General features: G+C 45.5%; 43 protein-coding genes (1 of these 43 running past the window's edge). 41 read left to right on the plus strand and 2 right to left on the minus strand.

What is annotated here, in order from left to right; genetic code table 11:
* Positions 1-300 precede the first annotated feature (300 nt).
* The 40 genes from AC2TF5_RS02735 to AC2TF5_RS02930 all read left to right on the plus strand — a co-directional run bounded on the left by AC2TF5_RS02735 (position 301) and on the right by AC2TF5_RS02930 (position 24,112).
* Positions 301-1,641, plus strand: a complete 1,341-nt coding sequence (locus tag AC2TF5_RS02735) for a protoglobin domain-containing protein (RefSeq protein ID WP_491300792.1) — start codon at positions 301-303, stop codon at positions 1,639-1,641.
* Between the two features lie 341 nt (positions 1,642-1,982).
* On the plus strand, positions 1,983-2,291 hold the full coding sequence (rpsJ, locus tag AC2TF5_RS02740) for a 30S ribosomal protein S10 (protein WP_006037947.1): 309 nt from the start codon (positions 1,983-1,985) through the stop codon (positions 2,289-2,291).
* 40 nt (positions 2,292-2,331) lie between these two features.
* The gene (rplC, locus tag AC2TF5_RS02745) at positions 2,332-2,955 is read left to right on the plus strand and encodes a 50S ribosomal protein L3 (RefSeq protein WP_491300793.1); all 624 of its coding nucleotides are present in this window, start codon (positions 2,332-2,334) and stop codon (positions 2,953-2,955) included.
* Between the two features lie 26 nt (positions 2,956-2,981).
* The gene (gene rplD, locus AC2TF5_RS02750) at positions 2,982-3,605 is read left to right on the plus strand and encodes a 50S ribosomal protein L4 (RefSeq protein WP_208917605.1); all 624 of its coding nucleotides are present in this window, start codon (positions 2,982-2,984) and stop codon (positions 3,603-3,605) included.
* On the plus strand, positions 3,605-3,898 hold the full coding sequence (rplW, locus tag AC2TF5_RS02755; RefSeq protein WP_208917606.1) for a 50S ribosomal protein L23: 294 nt from the start codon (positions 3,605-3,607) through the stop codon (positions 3,896-3,898). The genes rplD and rplW overlap by 1 nt, the downstream gene beginning before the upstream one ends.
* 29 nt (positions 3,899-3,927) lie before the next feature.
* Entirely contained in the window at positions 3,928-4,758 is an 831-nt protein-coding gene (gene rplB / locus AC2TF5_RS02760) for a 50S ribosomal protein L2 (RefSeq protein ID WP_208917607.1), read from the plus strand.
* Between the two features lie 69 nt (positions 4,759-4,827).
* Complete coding sequence (gene rpsS / locus AC2TF5_RS02765; RefSeq protein WP_208917608.1) at positions 4,828-5,103, plus strand: 30S ribosomal protein S19; 276 nt, start codon at positions 4,828-4,830, stop codon at positions 5,101-5,103.
* A gap of 35 nt (positions 5,104-5,138) precedes the next feature.
* A complete protein-coding gene (gene rplV / locus AC2TF5_RS02770) occupies positions 5,139-5,471 on the plus strand; it encodes a 50S ribosomal protein L22 (RefSeq protein ID WP_208917609.1) in 333 nt (110 codons plus the stop codon).
* A gap of 13 nt (positions 5,472-5,484) precedes the next feature.
* Positions 5,485-6,150 (plus strand): 30S ribosomal protein S3, encoded by a 666-nt coding sequence (gene rpsC, locus AC2TF5_RS02775; RefSeq protein WP_491300794.1) that lies wholly within the window; start codon positions 5,485-5,487, stop codon positions 6,148-6,150.
* 2 nt (positions 6,151-6,152) lie between these two features.
* A complete protein-coding gene (gene rplP / locus AC2TF5_RS02780; RefSeq protein ID WP_208917611.1) occupies positions 6,153-6,587 on the plus strand; it encodes a 50S ribosomal protein L16 in 435 nt (144 codons plus the stop codon).
* The gene (rpmC, locus tag AC2TF5_RS02785) at positions 6,577-6,774 is read left to right on the plus strand and encodes a 50S ribosomal protein L29 (protein WP_007132561.1); all 198 of its coding nucleotides are present in this window, start codon (positions 6,577-6,579) and stop codon (positions 6,772-6,774) included. Before rplP ends, rpmC begins: the two co-directional genes overlap by 11 nt.
* A gap of 42 nt (positions 6,775-6,816) precedes the next feature.
* Positions 6,817-7,083 (plus strand): 30S ribosomal protein S17, encoded by a 267-nt coding sequence (gene rpsQ / locus AC2TF5_RS02790; protein ID WP_036589437.1) that lies wholly within the window; start codon positions 6,817-6,819, stop codon positions 7,081-7,083.
* 35 nt (positions 7,084-7,118) lie between these two features.
* Positions 7,119-7,487, plus strand: a complete 369-nt coding sequence (rplN, locus tag AC2TF5_RS02795; RefSeq protein WP_241930883.1) for a 50S ribosomal protein L14 — start codon at positions 7,119-7,121, stop codon at positions 7,485-7,487.
* A gap of 60 nt (positions 7,488-7,547) precedes the next feature.
* Positions 7,548-7,901, plus strand: coding sequence for a 50S ribosomal protein L24 (gene rplX / locus AC2TF5_RS02800; protein ID WP_491300795.1), 354 nt, complete (start codon positions 7,548-7,550; stop codon positions 7,899-7,901).
* Positions 7,902-7,931: 30 nt separating this feature from the next.
* On the plus strand, positions 7,932-8,474 hold the full coding sequence (gene rplE / locus AC2TF5_RS02805) for a 50S ribosomal protein L5 (protein WP_491300796.1): 543 nt from the start codon (positions 7,932-7,934) through the stop codon (positions 8,472-8,474).
* A gap of 39 nt (positions 8,475-8,513) precedes the next feature.
* Positions 8,514-8,699 (plus strand): type Z 30S ribosomal protein S14, encoded by a 186-nt coding sequence (locus tag AC2TF5_RS02810; RefSeq protein WP_013312154.1) that lies wholly within the window; start codon positions 8,514-8,516, stop codon positions 8,697-8,699.
* 33 nt (positions 8,700-8,732) lie between these two features.
* Positions 8,733-9,131 (plus strand): 30S ribosomal protein S8, encoded by a 399-nt coding sequence (gene rpsH / locus AC2TF5_RS02815; RefSeq protein WP_007132557.1) that lies wholly within the window; start codon positions 8,733-8,735, stop codon positions 9,129-9,131.
* A 29-nt stretch (positions 9,132-9,160) separates the two neighbouring features.
* Complete coding sequence (gene rplF / locus AC2TF5_RS02820) at positions 9,161-9,703, plus strand: 50S ribosomal protein L6 (protein WP_208917615.1); 543 nt, start codon at positions 9,161-9,163, stop codon at positions 9,701-9,703.
* 113 nt (positions 9,704-9,816) lie between these two features.
* Positions 9,817-10,185: a 50S ribosomal protein L18 gene (gene rplR / locus AC2TF5_RS02825; protein WP_208917616.1), complete on the plus strand. Its 369-nt coding sequence runs from the start codon at positions 9,817-9,819 to the stop codon at positions 10,183-10,185.
* Positions 10,186-10,211: 26 nt separating this feature from the next.
* Positions 10,212-10,709, plus strand: a complete 498-nt coding sequence (gene rpsE, locus AC2TF5_RS02830) for a 30S ribosomal protein S5 (protein WP_208917617.1) — start codon at positions 10,212-10,214, stop codon at positions 10,707-10,709.
* A gap of 12 nt (positions 10,710-10,721) precedes the next feature.
* Complete coding sequence (rpmD, locus tag AC2TF5_RS02835; protein ID WP_491300797.1) at positions 10,722-10,907, plus strand: 50S ribosomal protein L30; 186 nt, start codon at positions 10,722-10,724, stop codon at positions 10,905-10,907.
* Between the two features lie 42 nt (positions 10,908-10,949).
* On the plus strand, positions 10,950-11,390 hold the full coding sequence (gene rplO, locus AC2TF5_RS02840; protein WP_208917619.1) for a 50S ribosomal protein L15: 441 nt from the start codon (positions 10,950-10,952) through the stop codon (positions 11,388-11,390).
* On the plus strand, positions 11,390-12,688 hold the full coding sequence (gene secY, locus AC2TF5_RS02845) for a preprotein translocase subunit SecY (RefSeq protein WP_491300798.1): 1,299 nt from the start codon (positions 11,390-11,392) through the stop codon (positions 12,686-12,688). The genes rplO and secY overlap by 1 nt, the downstream gene beginning before the upstream one ends.
* An 81-nt stretch (positions 12,689-12,769) precedes the next feature.
* A complete protein-coding gene (locus AC2TF5_RS02850; RefSeq protein ID WP_208917621.1) occupies positions 12,770-13,414 on the plus strand; it encodes an adenylate kinase in 645 nt (214 codons plus the stop codon).
* A gap of 5 nt (positions 13,415-13,419) precedes the next feature.
* On the plus strand, positions 13,420-14,172 hold the full coding sequence (gene map, locus AC2TF5_RS02855) for a type I methionyl aminopeptidase (RefSeq protein ID WP_491300799.1): 753 nt from the start codon (positions 13,420-13,422) through the stop codon (positions 14,170-14,172).
* A gap of 9 nt (positions 14,173-14,181) precedes the next feature.
* The gene (locus AC2TF5_RS02860) at positions 14,182-14,487 is read left to right on the plus strand and encodes a KOW motif-containing protein (protein ID WP_491300800.1); all 306 of its coding nucleotides are present in this window, start codon (positions 14,182-14,184) and stop codon (positions 14,485-14,487) included.
* Positions 14,488-14,489: 2 nt separating this feature from the next.
* On the plus strand, positions 14,490-14,705 hold the full coding sequence (gene infA / locus AC2TF5_RS02865; RefSeq protein WP_054956046.1) for a translation initiation factor IF-1: 216 nt from the start codon (positions 14,490-14,492) through the stop codon (positions 14,703-14,705).
* Positions 14,706-14,858: 153 nt separating this feature from the next.
* Positions 14,859-14,972: a 50S ribosomal protein L36 gene (gene rpmJ / locus AC2TF5_RS02870; protein ID WP_003333770.1), complete on the plus strand. Its 114-nt coding sequence runs from the start codon at positions 14,859-14,861 to the stop codon at positions 14,970-14,972.
* Between the two features lie 18 nt (positions 14,973-14,990).
* Positions 14,991-15,359: a 30S ribosomal protein S13 gene (gene rpsM, locus AC2TF5_RS02875; protein ID WP_208917625.1), complete on the plus strand. Its 369-nt coding sequence runs from the start codon at positions 14,991-14,993 to the stop codon at positions 15,357-15,359.
* Between the two features lie 19 nt (positions 15,360-15,378).
* Positions 15,379-15,774 carry a 30S ribosomal protein S11 gene (rpsK, locus tag AC2TF5_RS02880; RefSeq protein ID WP_054956043.1) on the plus strand — a complete coding sequence of 132 codons (396 nt, stop codon included), beginning with the start codon at positions 15,379-15,381 and terminating at the stop codon, positions 15,772-15,774.
* A gap of 131 nt (positions 15,775-15,905) precedes the next feature.
* Positions 15,906-16,850, plus strand: a complete 945-nt coding sequence (locus AC2TF5_RS02885; RefSeq protein WP_208917626.1) for a DNA-directed RNA polymerase subunit alpha — start codon at positions 15,906-15,908, stop codon at positions 16,848-16,850.
* Positions 16,851-16,883: 33 nt separating this feature from the next.
* The gene (rplQ, locus tag AC2TF5_RS02890) at positions 16,884-17,249 is read left to right on the plus strand and encodes a 50S ribosomal protein L17 (protein WP_491300801.1); all 366 of its coding nucleotides are present in this window, start codon (positions 16,884-16,886) and stop codon (positions 17,247-17,249) included.
* Positions 17,250-17,666: 417 nt separating this feature from the next.
* Positions 17,667-18,464, plus strand: a complete 798-nt coding sequence (gene truA / locus AC2TF5_RS02895; RefSeq protein ID WP_491300802.1) for a tRNA pseudouridine(38-40) synthase TruA — start codon at positions 17,667-17,669, stop codon at positions 18,462-18,464.
* A 60-nt stretch (positions 18,465-18,524) separates the two neighbouring features.
* Positions 18,525-18,854: a TFIIB-type zinc ribbon-containing protein gene (locus AC2TF5_RS02900; RefSeq protein ID WP_208920053.1), complete on the plus strand. Its 330-nt coding sequence runs from the start codon at positions 18,525-18,527 to the stop codon at positions 18,852-18,854.
* 217 nt (positions 18,855-19,071) lie between these two features.
* Entirely contained in the window at positions 19,072-19,509 is a 438-nt protein-coding gene (gene rplM, locus AC2TF5_RS02905) for a 50S ribosomal protein L13 (RefSeq protein ID WP_208917629.1), read from the plus strand.
* 19 nt (positions 19,510-19,528) lie between these two features.
* The gene (rpsI, locus tag AC2TF5_RS02910) at positions 19,529-19,921 is read left to right on the plus strand and encodes a 30S ribosomal protein S9 (protein ID WP_491300803.1); all 393 of its coding nucleotides are present in this window, start codon (positions 19,529-19,531) and stop codon (positions 19,919-19,921) included.
* A 278-nt stretch (positions 19,922-20,199) separates the two neighbouring features.
* On the plus strand, positions 20,200-20,892 hold the full coding sequence (locus tag AC2TF5_RS02915; RefSeq protein WP_491300804.1) for a phosphoadenylyl-sulfate reductase: 693 nt from the start codon (positions 20,200-20,202) through the stop codon (positions 20,890-20,892).
* A gap of 46 nt (positions 20,893-20,938) precedes the next feature.
* Positions 20,939-22,108 (plus strand): sulfate adenylyltransferase, encoded by a 1,170-nt coding sequence (sat, locus tag AC2TF5_RS02920; protein WP_491300805.1) that lies wholly within the window; start codon positions 20,939-20,941, stop codon positions 22,106-22,108.
* A gap of 71 nt (positions 22,109-22,179) precedes the next feature.
* Complete coding sequence (gene cwlD / locus AC2TF5_RS02925) at positions 22,180-22,953, plus strand: N-acetylmuramoyl-L-alanine amidase CwlD (RefSeq protein WP_491300806.1); 774 nt, start codon at positions 22,180-22,182, stop codon at positions 22,951-22,953.
* Positions 22,954-23,023: 70 nt separating this feature from the next.
* A complete protein-coding gene (locus AC2TF5_RS02930; protein ID WP_491302792.1) occupies positions 23,024-24,112 on the plus strand; it encodes an Mrp/NBP35 family ATP-binding protein in 1,089 nt (362 codons plus the stop codon).
* A 100-nt stretch (positions 24,113-24,212) separates the two neighbouring features.
* Here the strand turns inward: AC2TF5_RS02930 and gerD are convergent, their stop codons facing one another.
* Positions 24,213-24,941: a spore germination lipoprotein GerD gene (gerD, locus tag AC2TF5_RS02935; RefSeq protein ID WP_491300807.1), complete on the minus strand. Its 729-nt coding sequence runs from the start codon at positions 24,939-24,941 to the stop codon at positions 24,213-24,215.
* A 126-nt stretch (positions 24,942-25,067) separates the two neighbouring features.
* Here gerD and AC2TF5_RS02940 point away from each other — a divergent pair, with 126 nt between their 5' ends.
* Positions 25,068-25,661 (plus strand): KinB-signaling pathway activation protein, encoded by a 594-nt coding sequence (locus AC2TF5_RS02940; RefSeq protein ID WP_491300808.1) that lies wholly within the window; start codon positions 25,068-25,070, stop codon positions 25,659-25,661.
* Between the two features lie 37 nt (positions 25,662-25,698).
* Here the strand turns inward: AC2TF5_RS02940 and pdaB are convergent, their stop codons facing one another.
* Positions 25,699-25,731, minus strand: the end of a protein-coding gene (gene pdaB / locus AC2TF5_RS02945; RefSeq protein ID WP_491300809.1) for a polysaccharide deacetylase family sporulation protein PdaB. 771 nt of this gene lie beyond the right edge of the window; 33 of the gene's 804 nt are visible here — the last part of the coding sequence; the start codon falls outside the window, past its right edge; its stop codon occupies positions 25,699-25,701.

Raw genomic sequence — 25,731 nt, forward strand, 5'->3', positions numbered from 1 at the left:
GAGCCTGATCCTAATGGATCGGGCTCTATTTTTTTTAGAAATAATGAAGGATAAACTTCGGAGTTAATAGTACCCGTGTCTTGCAAGAAAAACTACCGTTAAGTGTGGTACGTCTTCTTTTCGATACGTCGGTTAACGTTTTTCATATATTTATGAATTATCCACAAATAGTACACAGATTATGCGAGCTTATGCAGGTTTATAGCTTTACTTTCATGTTTATAGTTACTACAATCATTGTATGTTTTTTGTGTAATATGAAAAAGCGAAGTGACGCTGCTTGAGGAGAGACAATACCAAATGAAAAGCCTATTTTCATTCTTGAAGAAATCAGGAGACTTAACAGCTAGAACAGCAGACTCGGCTTCAACTGTTGTACCTACGTTTCATTCAGGAATTGACGATAAATATATACGTCTAGAAGATGTAGGAGAGTTAAATGATCAGATGAGAATGATCGGACTGACAGAAGCCGATCTGGCCCTGCTTCGAAAAATTCGTCCGGTAATGGAACAACATATAGACGCCATTATAGATGCCTTCTATCAATCCGTACTAGACATTGATAGGCTTAGAGAAATAATAGTACAGCATAGTACGATTGATCGTTTGAAACGTACACTTCGTGACCATGTGCTCGAAATTTTTAAAGGTGAAGTGGACGAAGCGTATATAGCCAAAAGACTTCGGATTGCCCAGATACATAAATCGGTGGGATTGGAGCTCAAGTGGTACTTGTCGGCATTTCAGAATCTCCAGAACGAGTTCATAAGAGTTTTTTATTATGAATCTGAGTATGAAGAAGAGCGTTTGAATGTAATGCGGACGGTAACAAAGCTGCTTAGCTTGGAGCAGCAACTAGTATTGGATGCCTATGAAAAGGAAAATATGAAAGAAAAGCAGCAGCAAAATGAAATGGTTAAAAATGAACTAAAACGTAATATTGCGCTGTTTATTGAGGAACTCGCCGATCTGAATCAGGATGTAAACGAAGCTGTAGAAAAGCTTATAACGAGCGTGGGAGAGGTTAGTGATACATTCCAACGGACAACAGAAACGGCTCTTGGATCTATCAGCTTTGCCAAGGCTGGTGAAGAAAGGATATCGGAATTGGCAGTACGAATCAATCAGATCGATGAAAGCACCCAAGAAATGCAATTGGCCGTTCAAGAGCTAAACGACTCTTCACAACAGATCAGCATGATAGTTGACAGTGTACAGGAGATCGCTTCGCAAATAAAACTTTTATCATTGAATGCAACGATAGAAGCGGCTCGTGCCGGTGAGCACGGAAGAGGTTTTGCCGTTGTTGCCACGGAAGTTAGCAGATTATCGGAGGATACACGAAGGACTGTCATTCAGATATCAGATTTCGTTAATCACTCAAGAGAACTTACCTCTAGGGTTGTAGAGTCCATTAAGCATGTACAATCCCTAACTTATCAAGGTCGGGAGCAATCAGAAGAGACTAGCTCATTGTTCTCAGATATACTTAAATCTGTACAGGCTAGCACAGATGAGATGATTGTAGCGGAAAAAGAAATGCGAATTCTCACGATGACGATTGGTGGCATTGGCGCAGCTACTGCAGAGGCAGCTAGCTCAGCCGACAAATTCAAGTCTGAAACAGAAAAAATGTAATAGGTTTGTCCGTAGAGCACATTCATCAGGAGTATGCTCTTTTAATTTGTTATTATTATATGAAGAGAAAATAATGAAGAGGTACGATAAATGGCTCAATGGTAAGGGAAAAGGACAATGGCTACTAAATATAGGAGCAATATTATTGAGAAAATATGTTTTATAATTAAATGCTTGCATTGCGCCTATCTTTTCTATATAATAATGAATGTTGTTCTGCGACGTTGCGATGATGTGAGAGGTTACTGACACACCCGGCCCCTTTGCCATGAGGCAGGTGTCCAGAAAATTTTCACGGAGTATGTCCGATACCAAATTGGGCGATAGAAGGAGGGAATGAAATGGCAAAGCAAAAAATTCGTATTCGCTTGAAAGCATACGACCACAGAATTCTTGATCAATCCGCTGAGAAGATTGTTGAAACAGCAAAACGTTCGGGTGCTGGTGTATCTGGTCCGATCCCGCTGCCAACTGAAAAGCAAATTATTACAGTTCTCCGTGCGGTGCACAAGTATAAGGATTCTCGGGAACAGTTCGAAATGCGTACACACAAACGCTTGATCGACATCGTGAACCCGACTCCACAAACTGTGGATGCCTTGATGCGCTTGGACCTGCCGTCCGGTGTAGATATCGAAATTAAATTGTAAGACTAGAATAACGAAATAGTGAAGGAAAAGAGGTGTCAACATGAAAGGTATCTTAGGGAGAAAGCTCGGAATGACTCAAGTGTTTACCGCTGAAGGTAACGTAATTCCTGTAACGGTTATCGAAGCAGGTCCTTGTGTTGTTTTGCAAAAGAAAGACCTAGAGAACGATGGCTACGAAGCTATTCAAATCGGTTTCTCTGATAAGAAAGAAAATAGATCCAACAAACCTGAGGCAGGACATGCGAAAAAAGCAAACACTGCACCTAAGCGCTACGTTCGCGAAATTCGCGGTGTTGACCTCGCGAGTGTCGAGGTTGGACAAGAAGTAAAGGCTGATGTCTTTGCAGAAGGCGAATTTGTTGACGTAACTGGTATTTCCAAGGGTAAAGGTTTCCAAGGTGTTATCAAACGTTGGGGACAAAGCCGCGGACCAATGTCTCACGGTTCCCGCTACCATCGCCGTCCTGGTTCCATGGGTTCGATCCAAGCTAACCGCGTTCCTAAAGGAAAGCGTCTGCCAGGTCACATGGGCCATGAAACGGTTACTATTCAAAAGCTTGAAATCATTAAAGTAGACGTTGAACGCAACGTACTGCTTGTAAAAGGCTCCATTCCAGGACCTAAAAAAGGTCTTGTGCAAATCAAAGAAACGGTGAAGAAATAATCGCCTGAAGAAAGGAGGAACAATCAATGCCTAAAGTAGCACTTTTTAATATCGACGGCAGCCAAGTTGGTGAAGTTGAGTTGAACGATGCGGTATTTGGCATCGAGCCAAATGTGCACGTTTTGCATGATGCAGTATTGCTGCAACGCGCTTCTCTGCGTCGTGGTACTCACAAAGTCAAAGGGCGTTCTGAAGTACGTGGCGGCGGACGTAAGCCTTGGAAACAAAAAGGTACAGGCCGTGCCCGTCAAGGTTCGATCCGTTCACCACAATGGAAGGGCGGCGGCGTAGTATTTGGACCAACTCCACGTAGCTACTCCATCAAACTTCCGAAGAAAGTTCGTCGTTTGGCGATCAAATCCGCTTTGTCTTCTAAAGTGATTGACAATGCAATTATCGTACTGGATCAATTGACGCTTAATGCGCCAAAAACGAAAGAGTTCGCAAACATCTTGAGTAACCTTAAGGTTGGACGCAAAGCTCTGATCGTTGCTCCTAGCTATGATGACAATGTAGCCCTTTCCGCTCGTAACATCCCTGGAGTGAAGTTCGTAGCGGCTGATGGCATTAATGTTCTTGACGTACTGACGTACGATCAACTGATCATTACGAAGGAAGCAGTTCAGAAGGTAGAGGAGGTGCTCGCGTAATGAAGGATCCTCGCGATATAATTAAGCGCCCGGTGATCACGGAACGTACGGCTGACTACATGGCGGAGCTGAAATATGCTTTCGAAGTAGACATTCGTGCGAACAAAACCGAGATTAAACAAGCCGTTGAATCCATTTTTAAAGTAAAAGTATCGAACGTGAATACAATGCGTGTTCCTGCGAAGCCGAAGCGTTACGGCCGCCACTCTGGTTACACTACAGAATGGAAGAAAGCTATCGTAACTTTGACAGCTGACAGCAAACCGCTTGAGTTCTTTGAATCGGTTGAATAAGAAATTTCTGAGTAAGGAGGGAAAATTCAGTGCCTATTAAAAAGTATAAACCGACAACCCCGGCTCGCCGTAACATGTCCGTGTCGACTTTCGAAGAAGTAACCACGAACCAGCCGGAGAAATCGTTGTTGGCGCCGCTGAGCAAAACAGCTGGTCGTAACAACCAAGGTAAAATTACAGTTCGTCACCATGGCGGCGGACACAAACGTAAATACCGTATCATCGACTTTAAACGTACGAAAGACGGCATTCCAGGTCGCGTTGCTACAATCGAGTATGACCCGAACCGTACTTCGAACATCGCTCTGATCCACTATGCGGACGGTGAGAAGCGTTACATCATCGCTCCAAAAGGACTGAAAGTTGGAGATCAAGTCGTTTCCGGCGTTGGTTCTGACATTAAAATCGGTAATGCTCTTCCATTGGAGAACATTCCTGTGGGTACAGTTATCCACAACATTGAATTGCAACCAGGTAAAGGCGGACAATTGGTTCGTGCAGCTGGTACAGAAGCACAACTTCTCGGTAAAGAAGAAAAGTACGTAACTGTACGTTTGTCTTCCGGTGAAGTTCGTCACATCCTGAAAACCTGCCGTGCTACAATCGGTTCTGTAGGTAACGGAGACCACGAGCTGATCAAGATCGGTAAAGCTGGTCGTAACCGTTGGCTCGGAAAACGTCCTGAAGTACGTGGTGTAGTAATGAACCCTAACGATCACCCTCACGGTGGTGGTGAAGGTCGTGCTCCTATCGGACGTAAATCTCCAATGTCTCCATGGGGTAAACCAACCCTCGGATTCAAGACTCGTAAAAAAGGAAAAGCTTCTGACAAATATATCGTTCGCCGCCGCACGAAGTAATACACACTGTGCATAACTTCGTGTAAGGCAGTGGGTTACGAGACAATTTGGTGAAGGGAGGATTACAATATGAGCCGTAGTTTGAAAAAAGGACCTTTTATTGACGGATATCTGCTCAAAAAAGTGGAGGACATGAACGAATCCAGTAAAAAAGCTGTGATTAAGACTTGGTCCCGCCGTTCCACGATTTTCCCGCAATTTATCGGTCACACGTTCGGCGTATACGATGGCCGTAAACACGTGCCTGTATACGTAACGGAAGACATGGTGGGTCACAAGTTGGGCGAGTTCGCGCCAACACGTACCTACAAAGGTCACGAAGACGATAAGAAAACGAGAAGATAATTAATGAAGCTCTTTGTTTGAGAGGAGGTTAAACAATGGAAGCAAAAGCACATGCAAGATCGATTCGGATTGCTCCTCGTAAAGCTCAACTGGTTGTTGACTTGATCCGCGGTAAGCAAGTTGGTGAAGCGATCGCGATTCTTCGTCACACTCCGAAAGCTGCATCTCCTGTTGTGGAGAAGTTGCTTAACTCAGCTATCGCTAACGCTGAGCATAACTATTCTTTGGACGTAAACAAGTTGGTCGTAACTCAAGTTTACGTTAACCAAGGTCCGACGATGAAACGTTTCCGCCCACGCGCGATGGGACGTGCAAGCCGGATTAACAAACGCACCAGCCACATTACTTTGGTGGTAGCTGAAAAATAAGGAGGGAAAACGTGTGGGCCAAAAGGTAAATCCAGTAGGACTCCGTATCGGTATTATCCGTGATTGGGAATCCAAATGGTATGCAGGCAAAGATTTCGGTGATCTTTTGCTGGAAGACGTTAAAATCCGTGAATACCTGAAAAATAAATTGAAAGACTCCGCTGTATCCCGTATTGAAATCGAGAGAGCGGCTAATCGTGTGAACGTGACGATCCACACTGCGAAACCAGGTATGGTTATCGGTAAAGGCGGTTCGGAAGTTGAAGTACTGCGTGGTCAAGTAACCAAAATCGCAGGCGGCAAGAAAGTTCACATCAATATTTCTGAAATCAAAAACCCTGAGCTGGATGCAATTCTTGTAGCTGAAAGCATTGCACAACAATTGGAGCGTCGTGTTTCTTTCCGTCGTGCATTGAAACAATCGATCCAAAGAACTATGCGTTCTGGAGCAAAAGGGATTAAAACATCGGTCAGCGGACGTCTTGGCGGTGCCGAGATCGCTCGTACTGAAGGCTACAGTGAAGGAACTGTTCCACTTCATACGCTTCGTGCAGACATCGACTATGGTACAGCAGAAGCGCATACGACTTACGGCCGTATCGGCGTGAAAGTATGGATCTATCGTGGAGAGGTACTTCCTACGGCTAAGAAACAGGCTGCTAAGGAAGGAGGCAACTAATCATGTTGGTACCAAAACGTGTAAAACACCGTAAGCAACAGCGCGGCCATATGAAAGGCCGGGCAAAAGGCGGTACTGAAGTGAAATTCGGTGAATTCGGCCTGCAAGCTATGGAACCAGGCTGGATCACGAACCGCCAGATCGAAGCAGCGCGTATTGCGATGACTCGTTATATCCGTCGTGGTGGTCAAGTTTGGATCAAGATTTTCCCAGATAAGCCGATCACTCAAAAGCCTCTCGAGGTGCGGATGGGTAGCGGTAAAGGTAATGTTGAGAAATGGGTTGCAGTTGTAAAACCAGGCAAGATTATGTTTGAACTTGGAGGCGTGTCTGAGGAAATTGCACGCGAAGCGATGCGTCTCGCCGCTCACAAGCTGCCTGTTAAAACGAAGTTTGTGAAACGTGAAGAAGTGGGTGGTGAAGCAAATGAAAGCTAATGAACTGCGCAACTTAACCACTGCAGAAATCGAGCAAAAAATCGCCGGATTTAAAGAAGAACTCTTTAATCTCCGTTTTCAATTGGCTACAGGCCAGCTTGATAATCCGACCCGGATCCGTGACGTGCGCAAAGAAATAGCTCGTGCTAAAACCGTTATCCGTGAAAGAGAACTTGGTATTAGTTAATGAACCGGACGTTGTCGTCTGTATTCAGGAAGGAGGCCAACAATGAGCGAAGAACGCAATGCTCGTAAAGTGCAAATTGGTAAAGTCGTCAGCGATAAAATGGATAAAACCATCGTAGTAGCTGTTGAAACTTATAAGAAGCATAACTTGTATCACAAGCGCATTAAATACACGAAAAAATTTAAAGCGCATGATGAGAACAATACGGCTCAAATCGGAGATACCGTTAAAATCATGGAAACTCGTCCGCTCTCCAAAGATAAGCGCTGGAGACTGGTTGAAGTTGTAGAGAAAGCGGTCATCATCTAAGATGTAATCAGTTTTTCCGAAAGGAGGAAATTTAAATGATTCAACCATTTACACGTTTGGCTGTTGCCGACAACTCCGGTGCGAAGGAACTGATGTGTATCCGCGTATTGGGTGGTACAGGTCGCCGTACAGCTCAGATAGGCGATTTGATCGTATGCTCCGTCAAACAAGCAACACCTGGTGGCGTTGTCAAAAAGGGTGATGTAGTTAGAGCGGTTATCGTTCGTACGAAACGTTCCGTTCGTCGTAAAGACGGTTCCTACATTGCATTTGACGAAAATGCAGCGGTTGTTGTTAAAGAAGACAGAAGCCCACGTGGAACTCGTATTTTCGGACCAGTTGCTCGCGAACTGCGCGAAAGAGACTTCATGAAAATCGTTTCCTTGGCTCCGGAAGTAATCTAATCGGTACGTTTTAGATCAGTAATGCTTGCGTGAGCAGGCAGGCCCCAGGAGGTGTAACGAATGCCTAGAGTAAAAAAAGTTCTGGAATCCCATAACAATAAATTGCACGTGAAGAAGGACGATACAGTTATCGTCATTAGCGGTAAAGACAAAGGCAAAAAAGGCCGTGTCATCGCAGCGTACCCTCGTGAGAACCGCGTTTTGGTGGAAGGCGTGAACATGATGAAAAAACATCAGAAGCCTAACCAACAAAACCCGCAAGGCGGTATCATCGAGCAGGAAGCTCCGATTCATGTCTCGAACGTGATGCACGTTGATCCTAAGAGCGGAAAAGTAACCCGTATCGGTTACAAAGTGCTGGATAACGGCAAAAAAGTTCGTGTTGCTAAGAAATCTGGAGCAGTAATTGATTAATCAGATGTAAAGAAAGGAGGTCCTTGAATCATGGCAATAAGAATGAAAGAACGTTTTCTGAACGAAGTCACTCCTGCCTTGATGCAGAAGTTCAGCTATAAATCGGTAATGCAAGTGCCTAAAATTGAGAAAGTTGTCATCAACATGGGTGTAGGTGACGCTGTAGCTAACTCTAAAGTACTTGATTCCGCTGTGAGCGACATGCAAATGATCGCTGGTCAAAAACCAGTTATCACACGTGCAAAGAAATCCATCGCCGGATTCAAATTGCGTGAAAATATGCCAATCGGCGTTAAAGTAACACTGCGCGGCGAGCGTATGTATTACTTCCTCGATAAGTTGTTCAATGTTACGCTTCCACGCGTACGCGACTTCCATGGCGTATCTACTAAAGCTTTCGACGGACGTGGTAACTACACACTCGGTTTGAAAGAACAACTCATCTTCCCTGAGATCGAGTATGATAAAGTAGATAAAGTTCGTGGTATGGATATCGTAATCGTAACAACGGCTAAAACTGACGAAGAGTCCCGTGAACTGCTTGCTCAAATGGGCATGCCTTTCGCGAAATAAGACGGTTTCTCCGAAACTATTTAGGAGGTGTCAGGCTAAGTGGCAAAAACTTCGATGAAAGTTAAACAACAACGCACACCTAAGTTCAAAGTACGGGCTTATACCCGTTGTGAGCGTTGTGGTCGTCCACATTCGGTACTGCAGAAGTTCAAAATATGCAGAATTTGTTTCCGTGAATTAGCTTATAAAGGCCAGATTCCTGGCGTGAAAAAAGCAAGCTGGTAAGAAGTTTATAACCGGGAAGGAGGTTTACCACACATGACTATGTCCGATCCAATTGCAGATATGCTTACTCGTATTCGTAACGCTAATACGGTGCGTCACGAGACGGTAGAAATGCCTGCCTCAACGATTAAGAAACAAATCGCTGACATCTTGAAGCGTGAAGGTTTCATCCGTGATGCGGAATTTGTGGAAGATAACAAACAAGGGATCATCCGTGTTTTCTTGAAGTATGGTTCCAACAACGAACGCGTCATCACAGGTCTGAAAAGAATCAGTAAACCAGGTCTTCGCGTGTACACGAAAAGCAATGAAGTGCCTCGTGTTCTCGGCGGACTGGGTATCGCGATCATCTCCACGTCTAAGGGAGTTATGACCGACAAAGAAGCTCGTCAAGCCAAAGCCGGCGGAGAAGTTCTCTGCTACGTATGGTAATAAACGTCACAAGATAGGAGGTGCAATGAATGTCCCGTATTGGTCGTAAACCAATTGCTATCCCAAGCGGTGTGGAAGTCACACTGGATAACTCTGTAATCACTGTTAAAGGACCGAAAGGTACCCTGACTCGTGAACTGCACAAAGATATGCAGATTACAGTAGAAAACAACGAAATCTCTGTTGTTCGGCCTTCCGACAACAAAACTCATCGTTCTCTTCACGGCACGACCCGCAGCGTTGTCTCGAACATGGTAAGCGGCGTGACTGAAGGATTCGCGAAAAACCTTGAATTGGTTGGTGTCGGATACCGCGCAAGCAAATCCGGAGATAAAATCGTTCTGAACGTGGGTTACTCCCACCCGGTTGAAATTACACCGGAAGCAGGAATCGAGTTTGAATTACCTTCCAACACGAAGATCATCGTCAAAGGAATCGATAAAGAGCGCGTAGGTGCATACGCAGCTAAAATCCGTTCCGTACGTGAGCCTGAGCCTTACAAAGGTAAAGGGATTAAATATGAAGGTGAACGCATTATCCGTAAGGAAGGTAAGGCCGGTAAGAAGAAATAAGGTAGTAAGCTTCGGGATTACCCGGGTTGCTTGCTAGCCTGTTTGTCCTTACTTACCCCATGAGTCTTAAAGTGAAGCTGTTAAGGCAAAACTGAAGGGAGTGAAAGGGAAGCATGATCACGAAACAAGACAAGAATAAAGCACGTTTGAAAAGACATCTGCGTGTGCGTAAGAAAATTCAGGGCACTGCAGAGCGTCCTCGCCTGAATGTGTTCCGTTCTTCGAAACACATTTATGCTCAACTGATCGATGACGTGGCCGGCGTGACTTTGGCATCGGCTTCTACATTGGATAAAGAATTGAGCAGCGGCATCAATAACGGCGGCAGCGTTGAGTCTGCTCGTAAAGTCGGCGAACTCGTTGCAAAACGTGCAGCAGACAAAGGTTATAAATCGATCGTATTTGATCGTGGTGGATATTTGTATCACGGACGTATTCAAGCATTGGCTGAAGCAGCTCGCGAAGCAGGCCTTGAATTCTAAGACATTTTCAAAAGGAGGTAAACGACTTGCGTGTAGATCCTAACACTTTAGAACTGACTGAAAGAGTAGTAAATATTAACCGCGTTGCTAAGGTTGTAAAAGGCGGACGCCGTTTCAGCTTTAGCGCATTGGTAGTTGTCGGTGATGGCAAAGGTTGGGTTGGAGCAGGTATTGGTAAAGCTGGCGAAGTACCGGATGCAATCCGCAAAGCCATTGAAGATGCCAAGAAAAACCTGATCCACATTCCATTGGTAGGAACAACAATTCCTCACCTCGTAACGGGTCACTTCGGTGCAGGCCGCGTTCTTTTGAAGCCAGCATCAGAAGGTACCGGAGTTATCGCTGGCGGACCGGTTCGTGCAGTACTCGAACTGGCTGGCGTAGGCGACATTTTGACAAAATCTCTAGGTTCTTCGAACTCCATGAATATGGTCAATGCGACTTTGGAAGGCTTGTCCCGTCTGAAGCGTATTGAAGAAGTTGCCAAGCTTCGCGGCAAATCCGTCGAAGAGCTGTTGGGTTAAGGAGGGAATCTCATGGCTAAACTTGAAATCACCCTCGTGCGCAGCGTGATCGGCCGTCCGGAAGATCAGCGTGTGACCGTGAAAACTCTTGGATTGCGTAAAATCAACCATTCTGTGGTTCATAATGACGGTCCAGCTATTCGCGGAATGATCAAGAAAGTAAATCACCTGATTTCAGTTCAAGAAATCGAAGGTTAGTCCCGGGATCGTCCCGGATATATTAAGGAGGTGCAACGAACGATGAAGTTACATGAGCTGAGCCCAGCTCCTGGTTCCCGCAAAGAGCGCAAGCGCGTTGGACGCGGACCAAGTAGCGGTACGGGTAAAACATCAGGTCGAGGTCACAAAGGACAAAACTCCCGTTCAGGCGGTGGTGTACGTCCAGGCTTCGAGGGCGGACAAAACCCGCTGTATCGTCGTCTGCCTAAACGCGGTTTTGTGAATCCAACTCGGAAAGAGTACGCGGTTGTGAACATCGAAGAACTGAACAGCTTTGCAGCAGGTACTGAAGTTACTCCAGAAGTTTTGGTCGAGAGCGGAATCGTAAACAATACGAAGAGCGGCATCAAAATTCTTGGCAACGGTGAAGTTACTGTACAATTGACTGTAAAAGCTAATAAGTTCTCTCAATCTGCGGTAGAGAAGATCGAGGCTGCCGGCGGTAAAACCGAGGTGATCTAATGTTTAAGACCATGAAAAATATATGGCGTGTGGATGATCTTCGCAAGCGTATTTTGTTCACCCTGTTTGTACTGATTATATTCCGTATCGGATCGTTCGTGCCGGTTCCCGGTGTGAACAAAGATGTGTTTACTCAGTCAAATCAGGCCGGGAATGAATTGTTTGGTTTCCTCAACACGTTCTCGGGGGGCGCACTTCAGCAATTCTCAATTTTCGCCCTTTCGATTTTTCCATATATTACATCGTCCATTATCGTGCAGTTGCTGTCGATGGACGTCATTCCGAAGTTTGCGGAATGGGCCAAACAAGGGGAACACGGTAAAAAGCAGTTGGCTCAAGTCACCCGTTATGGTACGGTGATCTTGGGTATGATTCAAGCTTTCGGTATGTCGGTCGGTTTTAACCGTCTTTACGGAACCGAAATGATTCCGAATGCAACCTTCGTTGATTACCTCGTCATCGCGATCGTGCTGACGGCCGGTACCTCATTCTTAATGTGGCTCGGCGAGCAGATCACGGAACGTGGAATCGGCAACGGTATTTCCATTATTATCTTTGCAGGTATCGCTGCGGGCATTCCAATGCATATCCGTACAACGATGGAGTCGAAATTTATTCAAGAAAACCAGGTTTTCATGAATTCCCTGAAGGCTATTATAGTCGTTCTGGTGTTTGTCTTTATCGTGGTCGGAGTTGTGTTTATCCAGCAAGGTATTCGCAAAATCCCAGTGCAGTACGCTAAACGTGTTGTAGGGAACAAGATGTATGGTGGACAGAACACGCACATTCCATTGAAAATCAATGGCGCTGGCGTCATTCCGGTTATCTTTGCATCGTCGTTGCTTCAATTCCCTATTATTCTTGCGAGCTTCTGGTCTACACATGGTTGGGCTAAGTGGATTACCACGAACCTGTCATATGATAAACCGCTTGGTATGGTTCTCTATGTATTGATGATCATCGGTTTCACATTCTTCTACACATTCGTGCAGATGAACCCGAACCAGATGGCTGATAACATGAAGAAGAACGGTGGGTATGTTCCAGGTATTCGTCCAGGTAAAGCTACCGAGAAGTATCTGACTCGGGTTATGACCCGTCTGACAATGACAGGAGCACTGTTCCTGGCCGTTATCTCAGTACTTCCTGTGTTCCTTGGAGCGCTATCAGGACTTCCACGTACGGTTCAAATCGGCGGTACATCCATACTGATCGTCGTCGGTGTTGCGCTTGATACGATGAAGCAGATTGAAGGCCAGTTGATCAAGCGTCATTACAAAGGATTTATTAATAAATAGTCGATAGGTTCCGGTTAGTGGTCAATTTTGCTTCCGGCACCTATTGTGCTGTTCTTACTATAGGCAAGAGGAGGGACTAATGTGAACATCTTATTCATGGGTCCTCCTGGGGCAGGAAAAGGAACGCAAGCAGAAACCATTGTAAATGAATTCGGCATTCCTCACATATCTACAGGCGACGCGTTTCGTCTAGCGATTAAACAAGGAACTCCTATTGGGATTAAAGCGAAAGAATACATTGATCAAGGCCTGCTGGTACCTGATGATGTGACGATCGGTATTGTGGAAGAACGTCTGCAGCAGTCCGATTGCGAAAAAGGTTTTTTATTGGACGGTTTTCCAAGAACCCTTTCGCAAGCGGAAGCGCTGAATGACATTCTCTCCCGCTTGAATACTGGACTCGACCATGTCATCAACCTGAAAGTTGACCGTGAGAAGCTGATGGCTCGTCTTACCGGACGTCGCATTTGCAAGAACTGCGGCGCAACTTATCATGTGATCTTTAATCCGCCTAAACAGGAAGGCGTTTGTGATAAATGCGGCGGTGAACTGTATCAACGCTCCGACGATAACGAAGAGAGCGTGGGCATTCGCTTGGACGAATATATCAACAAAACAGCACCACTCCTCACGTTTTATGAACAAAAAGGTCTTTTGCGTCAAATTGATGGTGAACAGGAAATCGGGGCGGTTTCCGCTGAAATTGCGTCCGTACTGCGAGGTTAAGTGTAATGATCATTTGTAAATCCGAAAAGGAACTAGGTCTGATGAGAGAAGCAGGACGGATTGTGGCTGAATGCCATAAACTCCTTTCTGCCCATATCGAACCTGGCATTACAACCGGGGAACTGGATCAAATGGCCGAACGGTTCATTCGCAGCCAAGACGCCTTGCCGTCTTTTAAAGGCTACAACGGATTTCCTTCCAGCATTTGCGCATCAGTTAATGAAGAATTGGTGCATGGATTTCCAAGCAAACGCAAATTAATCGAAGGCGATATCGTTACGTTTGATATCGGTGCACAGTATCAGGGTTACCACGGTGACTCAGCATGGACCTACCCAGTAGGAAAGATTACCGAAGAAGCCCAGCGTCTGCTGGATGTGACGGAAGGTTCTCTCTATGCCGGACTTGCGCTAATCAAACCCGATGTCCGCTTGTTTACAATCTCTCATGCCATACAGCGTCATATCGAGGATGCCGGATTCTCCGTCGTTCGCGAGTACGTAGGTCATGGTGTGGGCACCGAGCTGCATGAAGATCCGCAAATTCCGAACTACGGCATTCCGGACCGGGGACCGAGACTCAAACCGGGTATGGTACTCGCGATTGAGCCGATGGTAAACGCCGGCAAGCGCAATGTTAAGACGCTGGAAGACAATTGGACGGTCGTTACGGTCGATGGCTCACTGTGTGCGCATTTTGAACATACAGTGGCAGTGACTCAGGACGGCATGGAAATTCTGACGAAGTTGGCTGATTAGGTGATTGATTTGAATAATGAAATCACTCTGCAGATCGGTCAGGTTGTCAAAATTTTGAGAGGCAGAGATGCTGATCAATATGCCGTCATCGTTTCGATAGAAGACAGCAAGTTTGTTAATATTGCGGATGGGAACAAACGCAAGTTTGACCAGGCGAAGAAGAAAAATCTTGTTCATCTGGAACCCCAGCCTTTCATAAGTAGTGAGGTTGTAAACAGTTTGCAAGAAAGCGGTCGGGTAACGAATGGAAAGCTGCGGTTCGCCGTTAGCCAGTTTTTATCCGACAAATCCAATGCTGATCAGAAAGGAGAATAACTGTGGCCAAGGAAGATGTCATTGAAGTCGAAGGTACGGTTATAGAACCGTTGCCGAATGCAACTTTTAGAGTCGAGCTGGAGAATGGTCATCAAATTCTCGCTCACGTTTCCGGGAAGCTGCGGATGCACTTTATCCGCATCCTTACAGGTGACAAAGTGGTCATACAATTATCACCATACGATTTGACCAAAGGTCGTATCACTTACCGTAAATAGAATGACGTTCCCCTGGGGAACAAAGGAAAGCTGCGAAGCGGTTTTACTGAAGTAAAACTCAGCAGCGGTTACGAACAGTTTTGCGACTGCAAAACAACAGTCTAGTTTTCGAAGCTGGTTTTACAAACGTAAAACTTGGAGGAGGTAATTAACATGAAGGTAAGACCTTCTGTGAAACCTATTTGCGAAAAATGCAAAGTCATTCGCCGCAAAGGGAATGTAATGGTTATCTGTGAAAATCCGAAACACAAACAAAAACAAGGTTAAAGAAGGGGGTGTAGCGTAATGGCTCGTATAGCTGGTGTGGATTTACCACGTGACAAACGCGTTGAGATCGCCTTGACTTACATTTTCGGAATCGGTAAAACGACTTCTCAGAAAATTATCAAAGAAGCAGGCATCAATCCGGACACTCGTGTTCGTGATCTTACGGAAGATGAAGTTGGTAAATTGCGTGAAACGATCGATACAGGTGTTAAGGTAGAAGGCGACCTGCGTCGTGAAATTTCCTTGAATATTAAACGTTTGACTGAAATTGGCTGCTATCGCGGTGTTCGTCACCGTCGTGGATTGCCAGTTCGTGGACAACGTACTAAAACAAATGCTCGTACACGGAAAGGTCCTCGTCGTACGGTAGCGAACAAGAAGAAATAAGAAAGGGGGATAACAGACAATGGCTAAACCAAAAAAAGTCGTACGTACTAAACGTCGTGACCGCAAAAATATTGAATCTGGCGTGGCACATATCCGTTCCACGTTCAACAATACGATCGTAACGATTACGGATCCCCACGGAAATGCTATTTCTTGGGCGAGCTCCGGCGGCATGGGTTTCAAAGGTTCCCGTAAATCAACTCCATTTGCTGCGCAAATGGCTGCTGAAACAGCTGCTAAAGCAGCAATGGAACATGGTATGAAGGCAGTTGAAGTTATGGTTAAAGGACCAGGTGCCGGCCGTGAAGCAGCGATTCGTTCTCTGCAAGCAGCAGGTCTGGAAGTTAACCTCATTAAGGACGTAACACCAATTCCGCATAACGGATGCCGCCCACCAAAACGTCGTCGCGTATAATGAAGTCATCCTGTTAATGTGGTATAAATCCGGTGCAATCTGCTAAGAATGGTTGTTTAGGCATACTACATGGATTACTGGATAAGATGACAGTTTCATATAGGAGCGACGTTTGAAGGAGGGGTACTTGCGTGATTGAAATCGAAAAGCCGAAAATTGAGACCGTTGATGTCAATGAAGAAGGAACCTATGGGAAATTCGTAGTAGAACCGCTTGAGCGTGGATACGGCACAACGCTGGGGAATTCACTTCGCCGCATTCTGTTGTCCTCGCTGCCTGGCGCAGCCGTTACATCTGTTCAGATCGATGGTGTTCTGCATGAATTTTCCACTATTCCTGGTGTCATGGAAGACGTGACTGAAATCATTTTGAACCTGAAAGCTTTGTCGCTGAAGATTCATTCCGACGAAGAGAAAGTGTTCGAAATTGATGCGGAAGGCGAAGGGGTAGTTACCGCTGGTGACATTCGTGCAGATAGTGATGTGGAGATTCTTAATCCGGATCTTCATATTGCAACGCTCGGCCCTGGTGCGAGACTTCACATGCGTATTTTTGCGAGTCGCGGTCGTGGCTATGTCCAGGCGGATCGGAACAAACGCGATGACCAGCCTATCGGCGTCATTCCCGTCGATTCGATCTACACGCCGATTAGCCGTGTAAACTACGGCGTTGAAAATACGCGTGTTGGTCAAGTAACCAACTACGATAAGTTGACACTCGAAATCTGGACGGATGGAAGCATTCGGCCGGAAGAGGCTGTCAGCCTCGGCGCCAAAATTTTGACTGAGCATCTGTTCCTGTTCGTCGGTCTGACCGATGAAGCGAAGGATGCAGAAATCATGGTCGAAAAAGAAGAAGACAAGAAAGAAAAAGTGCTTGAAATGACGATCGAAGAGCTTGATCTCTCTGTTCGTTCCTACAACTGCCTCAAGCGTGCCGGCATTAATACGGTACAAGAGCTGACTACGAAAACGGAAGAGGATATGATGAAGGTTCGTAACTTGGGCCGCAAATCCTTGGAAGAAGTTCAAGAAAAGCTCGAAGAGCTCGGTTTAGGACTCCGTACGGAAGAATAGTTCGAGATTGTTCTAGCAAAGGAGGGAAAACACATGGCATACCAAAAGTTGGGCCGCGACTCCAGTGCGCGTAAAGCGTTGTTCCGTGACCTGGTAACCGACCTGTTCTTATATGAGCGCATTCAAACGACTGAAGCCAAAGCTAAAGAAGTTCGCTCGATCGCTGAGAAACTGATTACGAAGGCAAAGCGTAATGACTTGCATTCTCGTCGTCAAGTGGCTGCATTCGTACGCCGCGAAACAGTTGATGGTGAACAAGATGCTATCCAAAAATTGTTCTCCGAAATCGCGCCTCGTTACAATGAGCGTCCAGGCGGATACACTCGTATCCTGAAACTGGGTCCTCGTCGTGGTGACGCAGCTCCAATGGTTTACTTGGAACTGGTAGATCGCGCGTAGTTAACTCGATCCCGTTAGATCACTCTTTAATATCAGGATGCTAACGCATCCGGTTCATTCAAGAGTGAGCAGTGCATTCTGAAGTGACTGTAGTTATGTATGCCCGGCTCCACGCTTGTTTATCCGTCAAGGATGATAAGTTCAGCCTAACCACTCGGGTCGTGGTTCGAGATGGAACATAGTCGGTTTCCGGCTCATCTCGGCTACCCCTGGGGCATCGTAAACAAGGACCTTCTAGTCATGCGGCTGAACACAAGGGATCGGCTGGCATGATGAAAAGGAGCTCCTTGGGGGCTCTTTTTTAAATATAAGAAATGTTTTTCTTATATTTCATGCCGTAACGAAGCCGTCCTTACAAGGACGGCCAAGTTGTTTCTACTTGGAGGCAGCTTAAGGATGTGAACCAGGAGGGTAACCATGCGCAATCTTCTGATGAAGGTCAGTTACGACGGAACGAATTATAATGGCTTTCAGACCCAGCCTGGAGGAAACACGGTTCAGGATTTATTGGAGGACGCTATTGAATTACTTTCGGGTGAGAAGCTGAAGATTACGGCTTCTGGACGTACGGATGCTGGTGTGCACGCACGCGGGCAGGTGTTCAATTTCTATACAGCGTCCAAAATCCCGGTAGAACGTTGGTGTATCGCGCTGAATTCAAGGCTGTCTGAAGACATCGTCGTTACGGATGCGGTGGAAGTACCGCTTGAGTTTCACTCTCGTCGGGAGGCGAAACAAAAAACGTACCGATATACGATTAACGCCAATCAATTTCCCGATCTGTTCAACCGCAGGTATCAGTTCCATCATCATGGTCGGCTAGACATAGCTGCGATGGAGGAAGGGCTGCGCCATTTAATTGGTACTCATGATTTCACAACCTTTGCTTCAAGGAAATCCACAAAGCAATCTCACGTTCGGACGATCTTTGATGCTTGGATCGAGACAGACACGAGCATGTGTCGTTCAGGTTCAAGAGATCAAGGTATTATCCATACGTATGTGACGGGCAGCGGATTTTTGCAGCATATGGTGAGAATTATCATGGGTACGCTCATGGAAGTGGGAGAAGGAAAGCGGACGCCTGAGAGCATCTCTGCGATACTAGAAGCTAAAAACCGGGCTGCATCTGGCCCTACGGCGATGAGTACAGGGTTAATGCTTTGGGATGTTGAATACGATATAACTTCTTTTGTGAAACCCGATTTTGCCTAATACGTATTGTCCTGAAAATGGTTATAGCACGTATTTTTCAAAATATGAGGAGGTTTTATGATGAAATGTCCGGTATGTAATGATGTTCGTATGCGTGAAGTGCAAAAAGACGGTGTCATGATCGATGTCTGTCCTGAATGTAAAGGAGTATGGCTCGATCGTGGTGAACTCGAGAAGCTGTTAACTGAAGTTCGTGAAGTGCGACCTGCATTTAATGAATGGTACGACAAGCATGATGACGATGACCGTAAACATTACCGTGATGACGATAATTACCGCCCTTCGGGTAGAGAATCAGATTATGACAAGCGATACCCGCAGCATGGACAAGGCTATCATAAAAAGAAGAAAAAATCGGTACTTGATGTTTTTGGCGACCTATTCGATTAAGCTGTAAAAATCGTTATAATAACCTAAAAAATTGCTTGCGATTTGAAGGCTGTTAATGTAATATATAAGTTGTGTTTTCTTGACGGCTCTCCCACAGCCCCGGTTAAGAAAACGCAAAGAACTATCCATCACTTAAAAAAAATGTATGACATACGATCGAAGATAGATGAAGAAAATTTGATGAGAATTTTCGGATGAAAACAAGGAGGAACTATACATGCGTACCACTTATATGGCGAAGCCAAATGAAGTTGAGCGTTCTTGGTACATCGTTGATGCCGAAGGCAAAACGCTTGGCCGTTTGGCAAGTGAAGTTGCTGCTCTGATCCGCGGCAAACATAAGCCACAATTTACTCCACATGTGGATACAGGGGATTTCGTTGTTGTAATCAACGCTGAGAAAATTGTCCTGACAGGTAAGAAAATGACTAACAAGAAATACTATCGTCACTCCATGCATCCAGGTGGTTTGAAGGTGACTGTAGCTGAAGACCTGATTAAAAAATTCCCTGAGCGCGTGATCGAAAGCGCGGTTCATGGTATGCTTCCTAAAACCCGTATGGGCGACAAAATGAAGCTGAGACTCAAAGCTTATGCAGGCACAGCACATCCACACGAAGCTCAAAAACCAGAAGTTTACGAACTTCGCGGTTAATTAAAAGGAGGACAGTTTCATGGCACAAGTACAATACTATGGGACAGGTCGTCGTAAGCACTCGGTAGCACGTGTTCGCCTTGTACCGGGTGAAGGACGAATTGTCATCAATAAACGTGACATCAATGATTACTTCGGTTTGGAAACTCTCAAACTGATCGTTAAACAACCTTTGAATCTGACTGAAACACTGGGCAAATATGACGTTCTCGTCATCGCTCATGGTGGCGGTATTTCCGGCCAAGCTGGTGCAATCCGTCACGGGATCTCCCGTGCATTGCTGAAAGCTGATCCTGAATTCCGTGGTTCTTTGAAAAAAGCAGGATTCCTGACTCGTGACCCACGTATGAAAGAACGTAAGAAATACGGTCTTAAAGCGGCTCGTCGCGCTCCTCAGTTCTCCAAACGTTAATATCTCTTGTATATCAAGGAATTTCAGCCCTTGGCCTTCAATGGTCAGGGGCTTTAATTTTTTCTTTTAAGGAATTAGGCTGTGCTAAAAAAGACATTAAGGATACAAGTTCAAAGTAGAAAAAAGTCAAAAGACCTTTTCCCTTTACGGAAAGGTCTTTTTTGCGTTTATTTTAAATGTATTCATATTGACATTAATTAGAAATGAACTATACTGTATTTAATTCATACTATTAAAGTAGGTTTTAGAGGGATTGTGAATGGAAGGGGCTGAATACCGTGAATTTGTTGGAAAAAGAAGATTGGATTAAGGACAAAGCCGTTAGTTTTGAACTGGCTTCTGCTGAAGAAATTATTTCGAAAGCGATTGAGACATTCCCTAACCTTACGTTTGCCTGCAGCTTTGGCGCCGAGGATGTTGTACTCGTAGACATCATTCAGAAGATCAGTCCATCTACCGACATATTTTACCTGGATACGAATTTTCACTTTCAAGAAACGTATGATACACGTGACCGTCTGAAAGAACACTACGGCATGGAATTTGTTCGTGTTTCCCCTGTAATAACTCCTGAGGAACAGACTGCCCAGTACGGAGAGTCACTATGGAGCGTAGACGCTAATCAATGCTGTAGCATTAGAAAAGTCGAGCCTTTAACCCGCATTTTGTCTCAATATGATGCGTGGATCACAGGAATACGGCGGGATCAGGCACCGACTCGTGCGAATTCCAAGAAGGTTGAGTATGACAATAAGTTTGGTTTGGTGAAATTTAACCCACTTGCGGACTGGACCAGTGAAGATGTGTGGCAGTATATCCGTACTCATGAGGTCATTTATAACCCTCTTCATGACCGGAACTATCCAAGTATTGGCTGTCACTATTGTACACGTGAAGTCCTTCCGGGAGAGGATCCGAGGGCAGGCCGCTGGTCAGGTAATGAAAAGACGGAATGCGGACTCCATAAATAACAGTCTTTAGTACGGATTCAATATTAAAGCACAGGGAGGTACCATTATGACATCCATACTGCCGCACGGAGGGACGTTGATTCAGAGACTAGTGCAGGAAAAAAGACGAAATGATTTATTGAATAAAGCCAATCAGTTACCTCAAATACCTGTTAATGCCTGGACCATATCCGATCTTGACTTAATCGCTGTTGGGGCTTTTTCACCCCTGGAAGGGTTTATGAACGAAGAGGACTATCAATCGGTCCTTAACTCTATGCGGCTGTCTAATGGGACGGTATGGAGTATACCAATTACGCTCGCGGTAGATGAGAAGATAGCTGAACAACTTTCCGTTGGAGATCAGGCCGCACTTGTAGGTGATCGAGACGGTGTGATCTATGGTGTCATCAGCGTGGAGAGCATCTATCAGGCAGATCTACAAGAAGAGGCAATAAAAATATTCAAGACAGATGATCCTGAACATCCAGGCGTGCAGAAATTGTATGAGCGGTCTTCCATCTACGTTGGTGGACCTATTGAGGTGCTTCATCGGCCGCAACCAGATAAATTCGGACAGTTCTACTATGATCCGGTCCAAACCAGAGCTCATTTTCAAGATCAGGGTTGGAAAACGGTAGTCGGATTCCAAACGAGAAATCCGGTTCACCGGGCACATGAATATATTCAAAAGAGTGCGATGGAAATCGTCGATGCTCTCTTTTTAAACCCGTTAGTTGGAGAAACCAAATCAGATGACGTTCCTGCAGACGTGCGGATGAAAAGTTATTTAACGCTGCTGGAACATTATTATCCTACTAACAGGACGTTTCTGGGTGTATTTCCCGCCGCAATGAGATATGCTGGCCCACGGGAAGCAGTGTTCCATGCGATCGTACGGAAAAATTATGGATGCACTCATTTTATTGTCGGTCGGGATCATGCAGGAGTTGGGGATTATTACGGAACATATGAGGCACAGGAGATATTCAGCCACTTTACACCAGAAGAGCTAGGGATCACGCCGCTCTTTTTTGAACATAGCTTTTTCTGCACTGTATGCGGTAATATGGCTTCGAGCAAAACCTGTCCTCATGATAAAGATCAGCATTTGACCCTTTCGGGTACTAAAGTACGGGGGCTGCTTCGTGAAGGGAAATGCCCACCGCCGGAATTTACCCGTCCTGAAGTTGCCCAGATTTTGATCGAAGGCATGAAGGAACGTATAACGGTATAAAGAAAGGCATATTTGTCCGCCTTGTCCCATATGCATGAAGTACAACACTCATGGGACGAGGTGGATTTTTTATGTCCAAGCCGGGATCTGACAAGGTAACGCTATGGATATCATGGAGACGGATCAAACAAACGATATTCGGCATAGGTCTGCTCGCTTTATTGATCGCCGTAGTGTCTTATGAGATTCCGAGTGCTAAAACTGTAAAGTACTGGAGTCTTCCGCTTGCAGGTAAAGTGATTGCATTGGATGCCGGGCACGGAGGTCCTGACGGGGGGGCCGTCAGCAAGCAAGGCGTAATTGAAAAAGACATCAATCTCGCCGTGACGCTTTATTTGCGTGATTATCTTCAACAGGCAGGCGCTTTGGTTGTAATGACAAGAGAAGGAGATTACGATCTGGCTTCTGAGGAGACAAAGGGTTACTCGAAGCGGAAAACAGAGGATTTGAAGAAACGGGTCAGGTTAATCGAAGATAACCGTGCTGACCTGTTCGTCAGTATTCATCTGAACAGCATCCCATCCAACCGATGGAGTGGTGCCCAGACATTTTATCCACAGAATAATGCGGACAGTAAAAACTTGGCTAAATTGATTCAGGCGGAGATCAAACACAATCTAGAGAATACTCAGCGCCTTGCTAAAAGTGATGATAAAGTGTTCCTACTTCAAGCGCTTCGTATTCCGTCTGCTCTTGTAGAGGTGGGTTTTCTATCACATCCCCAAGAGTCGGAGATGCTGCGTGATGAGAAATATCAAAGAAAAGTAGCAGCTTCCGTCTATAAAGGCATTTTGCGTTATACGGCAGGGGAAGAAGTGATTCAGTCGTCAGAGACGGCGAAGTAATGGTATAATAGACAAGAATTGAAATATTCAGATATAGCCATTACATAGAGCCGAGGTGCTGATTGTCATGCTGATAAGCAGAGAGCAGGTACAGGAGATTCTACAGCCGATTCAGGATCCTGAGACAGGAAAGAGTCTGATTGCGCTGCAGCGAATTCGCGATATTGTGGTTAAAGAAAGAACCGTAAGATTGTCAGTAACGTACAGCAATGAAGAGCAAAGAGTACAGCTTGAGGGACAGATTCGGGAGTTGCTACAGGCACTCGGAGCCGAAGATATACATATTCGAATGCGTCCTTTCGAAAATTCTGCTGGAGAAGATCCACATGACCGAGAGAAGCTCACAAAAGGGCATGCTGCAGGTATGCAAAACAATGAGATTTTGAGTGAGGATTCCGGAGTTCATTTTGTTGCGATAGCCAGTGGAAAAGGTGGCGTTGGTAAATCCACCGTTACGGTTAATCTGGCTGCAGCTTTGGCACGCCAGGGCAAAAAAGTTGGTTTGATCGATGCTGATATTTATGGCTTCAGTGTACCGGATATGATGGGGATTGAAGAGGGACCTAACGTAACCGACGATGGAGTTATTATTCCTGTAGAACGCTTTGGAGTAAAGGTTATGTCGATGGGCTTTTTTATTCGTGAGAACAGTCCAGTTGTATGGAGAGGACCTATGCTCGGCAAAATGTTGCGTCAATTTTTTGAAGATGTAGGTTGGGGTGAGCTGGACTACATGTTGCTCGATCTTCCGCCGGGAACCGGTGATGTGGCGCTTGATGTCCATCAGATGATACCGCAGAGTAAAGAGATCATTGTCACGACACCTCACGCTACTGCAGCGTTTGTGGCCGCCCGTGCAGGGGCCATGGCTATACAGACTGAACATGAGATTTTGGGTGTCGTAGAAAATATGGCCTATTACAGCTGCTCCCATTGTGGGGAGAAGGATTATGTCTTCGGACGCGGTGGAGGAGGTATGCTGGCAGAGACACTTCACACGGAGTTGCTTGGGCAGTTGCCGTTGGGAGGGCCTGATAATCTTGCGGCAGACCCTGATTTTTCTCCTTCCGTATATAAAGCGGGCACGGAAAGCGCTAATATCTATGACGAGATTGCAGCCAAGATATCCAGCAAATTCGAAAGTTCAGCTTCCAAGTAATGATTTAAGCGATTGCTGGAAATAGGAAAGCTCCCTGAAAGGGGAGCTTTTTTGGTAAGAGATAAGAAAGTATAAATATCGGAGTAAAGTAACATGGGGGTTATCCACTGCCACCGCCACCACCGCCGCCACCACCACCACTACTTCCTTCACCGCCGCCACCTTGTTCCTTGCCTCCACCTTGACCGCCTTCTTGTCCACCTTGCTTGCCTTGTTTCTTCTCAACCTTTGGCTGCAATTCCTCTTGTACGACAGTTTTGAGTAGTTGTAAGACCTCCATACGGAACATCGGGTTTTGCATCGCTTCCTGCATAACTGTCATGGATTGCTTGCGGTAGTCTGGTGTTTTTGTTAAATCGAGAAATGCCTTCATGATCTCGGGGGATTTCATAATATCTTGCATGGACTTTTGATATGTTGGATCTTTGATGAGCTGCATATGAAGCTGTTTGCTTTCTGAACTGATCGCTTTTGCAAATTCGCCGGCGAATTTTGGATCGGTCATGATCTTTTCCAGTTCTTTTTTATATTCCTCGGAGACGAGCGTATCTTTTACAGCTGTCCGGATCTCTTCACCGGACTGTGCTGAGATCATCTTCATGCCCATAGAGCCGCTGCTGCCTCCGCCGGAAGATCCGCCTGAACCACTGCGGAGAGCTTCTTCTACCGCTTTTTTCCCCTCGTCGGTTTTAAGGATATCAACAACCATGGATTTCGTTTCTTTATAGCCAAGCTGCTGAGATGAATATCCTTGATCGGAACCGCAAGCGGTAAGCAGTGCGGCAGCTCCGCAGAAGATAATGCATAAACGAAAAAACGGCCACTTCATTACCGTTGTCCTCCTTTGATGGGATGCTAAAGATAGTATGTGATGGAACCGAAGAAATATGTCGAAGCGGGAATGGTTTTTTATTGTGAACGTTGGTAAAATAATGACTTATGGGGGTGGAAGCATTTGAGCTTACGAAAGTGGGCAAGATTATTTTGGAAAACCATGCTCGTTGGAGCCGTTGGAGCCGTTATCGCAGGATTGGTATTACAGTTTGCTACAGGTACGATCCAGTTTAAGGGTGCAGTTGACATGCTGATATATCCGTTAATATTGCTCGGATATGGCGCGCTTGTCAGCGTTTATTCCCAATTGGGCTTTTTCGCATATCTTACCTTGAACTATATGGGGGTTGGGGTATTTAAGAGAAAGACGTGGGAGTACATACAAATTGTACTGTCTGTACTTGCTCTGCTGGAGCTGATGTTTCTTCGTACTTTTGTGGGTGGGGAGCAGAACCTTTCGTGGGATCTCACCTTGGGAATTGGTATATTAATTACTGCAATTATTGTTACATATTTAAAAGTGAAGTATACAAACATCCATGCACTTATTCCGACAATGTTCTTCATGCTAGCTATAACCATCCTCGAGATTATCGGAGTGCTGAAGATCGGGGTCAACAATGCAACTGTATTTATCATTATCCCGTTGTTGGCATGTAATGCTTACCAGATATTAACGCTACATAAGGTAACACAAGACGATAAAAAGAGCTAATTTGATTAGCTCTTTTTTATTAAATGTATTGGATTCCTTATAAACCGGCGGCATCTTCAATGTTCATCTG

It is taken from the genome of Paenibacillus sp. JNUCC 34 (assembly GCF_058269055.1).